The 6,247-nt window shown below is 68.4% G+C and carries 5 protein-coding genes and 2 pseudogenes; 4 read left to right on the plus strand and 3 right to left on the minus strand.

Going from position 1 to position 6,247, the window contains the following annotated elements; genetic code table 11:
- Positions 1-211: 211 nt before the first annotated feature.
- On the minus strand, positions 212-994 hold the full coding sequence (locus AC067U_RS32955) for a sporulation protein (protein ID WP_478833484.1): 783 nt from the start codon (positions 992-994) through the stop codon (positions 212-214).
- 104 nt (positions 995-1,098) lie between these two features.
- Here AC067U_RS32955 and AC067U_RS32960 point away from each other — a divergent pair.
- From AC067U_RS32960 to AC067U_RS32970, 3 genes and pseudogenes are all read left to right on the plus strand, one after another.
- Positions 1,099-1,356: pseudogene (locus AC067U_RS32960) on the plus strand (DNA-3-methyladenine glycosylase); the annotation flags it as partial.
- Positions 1,357-1,370: 14 nt separating this feature from the next.
- Complete coding sequence (locus tag AC067U_RS32965) at positions 1,371-1,982, plus strand: DNA-3-methyladenine glycosylase (RefSeq protein ID WP_478833485.1); 612 nt, start codon at positions 1,371-1,373, stop codon at positions 1,980-1,982.
- 332 nt (positions 1,983-2,314) lie between these two features.
- Positions 2,315-3,739 (plus strand): hypothetical protein, encoded by a 1,425-nt coding sequence (locus AC067U_RS32970; RefSeq protein WP_478833486.1) that lies wholly within the window; start codon positions 2,315-2,317, stop codon positions 3,737-3,739.
- Positions 3,740-3,970: 231 nt separating this feature from the next.
- On the opposite strand, the gene AC067U_RS32975 is transcribed toward AC067U_RS32970, so the two are convergent.
- The gene (locus AC067U_RS32975; RefSeq protein WP_478833487.1) at positions 3,971-5,419 is read right to left on the minus strand and encodes a recombinase family protein; all 1,449 of its coding nucleotides are present in this window, start codon (positions 5,417-5,419) and stop codon (positions 3,971-3,973) included.
- A gap of 68 nt (positions 5,420-5,487) precedes the next feature.
- Here AC067U_RS32975 and AC067U_RS32980 point away from each other — a divergent pair.
- Positions 5,488-5,883, plus strand: a pseudogene (locus tag AC067U_RS32980) (DNA-3-methyladenine glycosylase); the annotation flags it as partial.
- A 182-nt stretch (positions 5,884-6,065) separates the two neighbouring features.
- On the opposite strand, the gene AC067U_RS32985 reads toward AC067U_RS32980, so the two are convergent.
- Positions 6,066-6,247, minus strand: a 182-nt coding sequence (locus tag AC067U_RS32985) for a hypothetical protein (protein WP_478833488.1), incomplete at its 5' end; no start/stop codon positions are given.

Below are 6,247 nucleotides of genomic sequence, written 5' to 3' on the forward strand. Positions count from 1 at the left end.
GGTGCGGACTTCCTGCCGGAGCCCTGCCGGCCTGTGCCGCCTGCGCCGAGGCCCACACCTCCCCGTCCTGCGCGGACCGCGGCGACGCGGACATCGTCGTCCGCCGCTCCACCGACGACGGCCGCACCCGGGGCCCGACCTCACCGCACTCCGGACACGGGGGAGGGGCCGGGCCGCCGCGGCGACCCGGCCCCTCCGCACACCGGAACGGTCAGAACCAGTTCCGCTGCGAGCCCACCGAAGCGATCCACTGGTTCAGGTAACCCGCCCAGTCGGTGCCCTGGAAGTTGTGCAGGTCGACCTGGAAGCAGCGGTAGGTGTCACTGCCCTCGGAGAACAGACCCGGCTTCTTGTCCATCTCCAGGACGACGTCCATCTGCCGCCCGTCCGAGACGAAGGTCAGCTCGACCTGGTTCAGCCCCCGGTACTGCTGCGGCGGCAGGAACTCGATCTCCTGGTAGAACGGCAGCTGCTGCCGGGTGCCCCGGATGTGGCCGCGCTCCATGTCCGCGCTGCGGAACCGGAAGCCCAGCTGCCCGAACGCGTCCAGGATCGCCTGCTGCGCCGGCACCGGGTGCACGTTGATCGGGTCCAGGTCACCCGCGTCCACCGCCCGGGCGATCTCCAGCTCGGTGCTCACCCCGATGTTCATGCCGTGCAGGTGCTGCCCGGCGAAGTGGGTGATCGGCGTCTCCCAGGGGATCTCCAGGCCGAACGGCACCACGTGCTGCGCCCCGGCCTGAACGGTGAAGGCACCGCCCAGCCGCTGCTTGGTGAAGACGATGTCCTGCTTGTACTCCTGGTCGCCACCCTCGACCTCGACCCGGGCCTGCAGCCCGACGGACACACCCTCGATCTGCTGATCGACGGAACCGCCCTGGATCCGCACCTCACCCTGCACGATGCCGCCCGGCACCACGTTCGGCTCGGTGATCACCGTGTCCACCGAGGCCCCGCCCGCACCCAGGCTCGCCAGCAGCTTCCTGAACCCCATCGACTCTCTCCCTGCGCTTGCGCTCTATATGTGCGACTACCTCTTACTTACGCGGAACCTTAGAGCCCGGTTGCAGCTCCACGGAGTCCACTACGCTCGACCGGATGAGCGCGCGCCCCGACCGTACGCCCCTGTCCCGCGACTTCTACGACCGCCCGGTCCTCACCGTCGCCCCGGACCTCCTCGGCCGGATCCTGGTCCGGCGTACTCCGGAGGGCCCCATCGAGCTCCGCATCACCGAGGTGGAGGCGTACGAGGGCCAGGCCGACCCGGGTTCCCACGCCTACCGGGGCCGCACCACTCGGAACGCGTCCATGTTCGGCCCGCCCGGACACGCGTACGTCTACTTCATCTACGGCATGTCAAGGCGGTCAGCATGAACATCGACTTCCTTGCCCACCCAGCCGAAGAGGTCGCCCCCAAGCTGCTCGGGACCGTCCTCACCTGCAAGACCCCCGAAGGTACCGTGAGCATCACCATCACGGAGACCGAGGCCTACTCCGGTGAAGCCGACCCGGCTTCCCACGCCTACCGGGGCCGGACCGCCCGCAACGCCACCATGTTCGGACCAGCAGGGCACCTGTACGTCTACCGGTCCCACGGACTCCACTGGTGCGCCAACGTCGTCACCGGAACGGACGGCATCGCCTCGGGTGTGCTCATCCGGGCAGGCAGGGTCATCGAGGGGGAAGACCTGGCACGCAAGCGGCGTGGGGAAAGGATCGAGACCGCACGTCTGGCCCGCGGTCCGGGGAACCTTGGCCAGGCACTCGGCATCACAGCAGAGCACAACGGCGCAGACCTCCTTACGGGTACCTCGGTCATGCTGTCCGAGGGCGAGCCGGTACCCGCTGCGCTCATCCGGGTTGGCCCACGGGTGGGCGTGAGTAAAGCCCACGACTGGCAACATCGCTTCTACCTCGCCGGTGATCCCACGGTCTCGGCGTACCGACTGAGTCCCAGAGCCAGGCCGTCGGCCGGAGCCTGAGCCGCTGTGCGCCTTTCTCACGGCTTGCCAGCAGGTCGGCGCGGAGTTGAGCCGGAGGGCGGTTGATCGCTCGCGAGCGTCGCGCGTGGCGCGGTCCTGCCGGTCGAGTGACTGCCGACGTGCGCCGACTCGGGCCGGGCGGGTGGGGGATGGCCGGGCACATCAGCGGATGGCCGAACAGAGCAGCACCACACGGGAGGGCTCCCTGAACGGTGGTCGGTTCTCAACGGAATGGGGAGGTTCAGCGAGCAGGGTAGGGGCTCGTCGGCCTTCTGCGGTGTGGGGCAGCTATCGGCGCCGCTCGTGTCGGAGTCGGCTGGAACACTGAGACCGTGATCGACGCGACATCCGCAGACCGCCCGGACGTTTCAGCCGGTTCCCTGCCGCCCGCAGCACGGGCAGAGCTCGCCGGCACCGCCTGGGAAGAGCTGCCGCACTTCTGTACAGGCCGGCACGGTGTGCCCGACACCCCAGACATCCTCGGCGCTGTGCTCGCCGTCGACCCGGCGCGCCGGGTGCGGGCGGTGGAGGATCTGTACCGGCTGCTCCTCAACGAGGAGCGGGTGTTTCCGGCGACCGCTCCGGTGGCCTTGGTCCTCGCTCGTCTTCTCGACGATCCGCGCACCCTTGCCGAAGACCGGTGGGAGCTCAGGGCGGGCCGGCGGTCGCTGCGCGCCGAACTACTGAATTGGCTGGCTTCGTTCGCCGACATCGCCCGTCTGGACGTCGAGGACGGTGTCGGCACGGCGCAGGATCTGGCCGCCGCCCGTGCGGCACGGCCAATGCTCCACGACCGCGTCACGGATTTCTGCGACGACGACGATCCACTGGTGAGGGAGGCGGCGCTCGCGGCCACTGCCCTGCTTTTGGCCGACCCCGCCCTCGCTTCGTCCGTACCCCGGTACGCGGGCGCCGTTCGCGAGGTCCTTGCCGTGAGCGGGGATTCGTACTACCGGTGGATCGCCCGGGAGCGCCTGGCGGTCTGGGGCGAGGACGTCACCGGTCTCGTCGCCGCGGAGAAGGAGCGCCGCGCGGCCCTTGACCGGGCACACGATCTGGCGGACGACCCGTTCGGGGAGGATCAGGAGCAGGCAATCCGCTGGCTGGAAGAGCAACCCGAGGACACCGCGGCTCCGGAACGGTTCGGTCGCCGGCGTGAGGACCGGACCACACCCACACCGGCGGCCCCGCTCGGTCCCACACCCGAGCGGCCCGTGGCCGCCCCAGGGAGCAAAGCGGGGTACCGCGGCCCGTGGCGGATCGCCCGGGAGGAGGAGCGCGCCGAGTGGACGTTCACGCCGTACATAGGTGTCGGCCCCTTGCACTTCGGGATGGCCTTGGAGGAGATCACCAGTGCCCTCGGCGAACGACCGGCCGTCTCGTCCTACTCCCATTACGGCGAAGACCAGCAGCTCAACTACGCTGACTTCGCCGAGAGCGGGATCAGGGCCCTCTTCCAGGACGGCCGCCTGGGGTGTGTCGCCGTGGACGCCCTCACCGGCCCCCAGGTGCGACTGGACGCAGCCCCGCTGACCGGCTGCGCGCCTTCCCGCGTGGAGGACTGGCTCGTCCACCGCACGGCACGGCCCGGCAGCCTGGCGTACAGCGTTGCCGGCGATCCGGTCTTCGCCGACCTCGGCCTGGCGATCCGGTCCCAGCGGGTTGGCGATGTCGTCCTGAGCCGACCGCTCTTCCTGCTCCATGACTGGCTCGACCTGTGGCATTCGCTGCCCAGCGAAGAATGGAACTCCTTCTGAATCGCGGTTCACCGCGCCTCGCACGTAGGCGAGGACGACCGGAACGACACCTCCATCCGCTGGAGCGACAGGTGGCGGGTCTGAACTGAGGAGAGAAAGGCGCACACAGATGCTCTGAGGGATGTCCGGCCCTCCCTCGCCGGCCATGACGAAGGGCCCTGCCCGACTTTCGTCAGACAGGGCCCGTACTCGTTGAGCGCGACCGCCGGCTCAACTCTCAGGGAGCGGATCTCAGGGGTTCCGGAACGTGATCCGACAGTGCTCGCCCTTGAAGGACCGGACCCCTCGACCGCGTGGCATCAGCTCGACTCGCTCGCAGACCTGCATGACGACGGTCCGCACGTAGTCGATGCGGTCGGGGTCCTCGTAGTCCAGTTCCTCCCACAGGTACTCGATGTCGCCCAGGTCGACGCGCACCCGCTGCGATGCCAGGTCTGCCAGCTCGGCCCGGATCTTGGTCAGCTCGGCGTCACACCTGCCGATGCCCGTCCGCAGGGTCGACGCGTCGATGTCCCCTACGGCGAACATCTCCGCCAGGGCGGTGCGCCTCTCGGATGCGGCCGTCTCCTCGGCCAGCAGTTCGGCCTCTCGCTCCTCGTCTGCGGCATCCGTGGCCGGTGCCGCGTTCCACTCCTCGGCCCTGTCGATGACCTTCCTGACCACGAAGGAGTCCAGCGGGTCCGCCGGGCAGGTGATGCACCGGCCACCCGAACAGGTGTAGATGCGGTACCGCTCTCCTGCCGCGTTCTTCTTGCTCCACCCCTGAGTGACGACGGCCTGACACTTCGAGCAGCGGACCACGCCGGACAACAGGGCCTTGCGCTTGCCGCCGCCGCCCGTGTTGCGCTCGGGGTCGCTCAGATGGCGGACCAGGGCACGGAATATGCCCTCGGAGACGATCGCCTCCCAGTTGCCTGCCCCGGTCTCCTCGGTCCGCCGCACGCGCATCCCGTCCGGCTTCTCGACCCACTGCGAGTACGTCTGGATTCCCGCGTTCCTCGGCTTCAAGAGGACGACCCGAAGGTTCGAGCTGCGCCACTCCTTGCCGTGCGGCGAGAGCAGCCCACGCGTGTTCCAGTCCTTCGCGATGGACCAGAGGGTGACGCCGGCAAGGACATCCCGGTACGCCTGCCGCAGGGCTTCCGCCTCTGCTTCTCGGTGCCTGCCGTCCCGCTCGAAGCCGAAGGGGCGAGTACTCCAGAAGGGCCTCCCCGACTCCCTGCGCCGCTGGTGTCCGAGTACCTGACGTTCTACTCGCATCTCGGTCTCGTTGCGAGCCACCACAGCGCCGATGCGAGCAGCGAGGCGGCCGGACGGAGTGGACAGGTCGAGCACTCCCTGAGCCTGCGCGGCGGCCAGCGTGACGCCGGTCGCCTCGGCCAGGTCCACCAGGTCTTCAAGATCCCAGGGGGTGCGGTACATACGGTCGTAGTGGCGGGACACGATGGCGTCTGCCTTGCCGTCCTCCACCAGAGCCTTGACGCGCTCCCACTCGGCGCTCCGCTTGGTTCCCCGTTTTGTCGAGGCCGACGTGTCCCTCTCAACGATCGTGGCTACGACTGACCAGCCCTTCCGGTCGCACAGCGCCTGACTCAGCTCGACCTGTTGTGTCAGGTTCCCACCCTTGGATTCCTCGCCCCTCGGGGTGGGGCTGAGCCTGGCGTAGATGATCGCTCGCACTGCCTGTCTCCTGCTTGTCGTCGCTTTGCCGAAGCTGCCGGACCAACGACGTACATGCCTAGTGAGTTACCTACGGCATGTGGTTCAGCGTGAACCTGGTGTGCGGTCCGGAGGGCACCGCGAGCGGCGTCCTGCTGCGGGCGGGGGAGATCACCGTGGGCGCAGATCTGGCCGCCAAACGCCGACTTTCCGCCAAGAACCCGCGAGAACTGGCCAAGGGTCCGGCCCGCCTGGCGTCCGCCCTGGACGTGGACCGCTCCCTCGACGGCACCGACCTGTGCGGGGGGCCGGCCTCCCCGCTCTCCCTCCTCACGGGCACCCCCACCTCGTCCGACCTGGTGAGCAATGGACCGCGCACCGGAGTGAGCGGAGACGGCGCCCACCACCCGTACCGGTTCTGGATCACCCACGACCCCACCGTCAGCCCGTATCGAGCTCACGCGCCACGCCGCCGTTCAACTTGACCCGATCTTGGCAGACGCGTAATGTGGCCCGAGCCGCTTGAAACGGGGACTGCTGAAACAGCCACCGAGAGCGGCCAACCCACTACCTACGGTTCACCCCTGGCGGGGTCGAATTCGGCATGCCCGAATTCGAAGCCGGCGGCTCGATTATGAACCGCAAGCAAAATCCGCTAGCGTAGTGGTCACGCCGAAAGGGAAAAGCGCGAAAGCGCTTGAACCGGAAAGGCGCCGAGGAAATCGGGTCGGAAAAGATCTGATAGAGTCGGAATCGCAAGAACGAAGGAAGCGCCCGGAGGAAAGCCCGCGAGGGTCAGTACGAAGGAAGCGTCCGCACCTTGAGAACTCAACAGCGTGCCAAAAATCA

The sequence above is a fragment of the Streptomyces sp. NPDC043853 genome, assembly GCF_056436025.1.

Bases quoted from the DNA above. Each gene is read 5' to 3' on its own strand.
- AC067U_RS32955 (WP_478833484.1), bottom strand. From the start codon at position 994: ATGGGGTTCAGGAAGCTGCTGGCGAGCCTGGGTGCGGGCGGGGCCTCG.
- AC067U_RS32965 (WP_478833485.1), top strand. From the start codon at position 1,371: ATGAACATCGACTTCCTTGCCCACCCAGCCGAAGAGGTCGCCCCCAAG.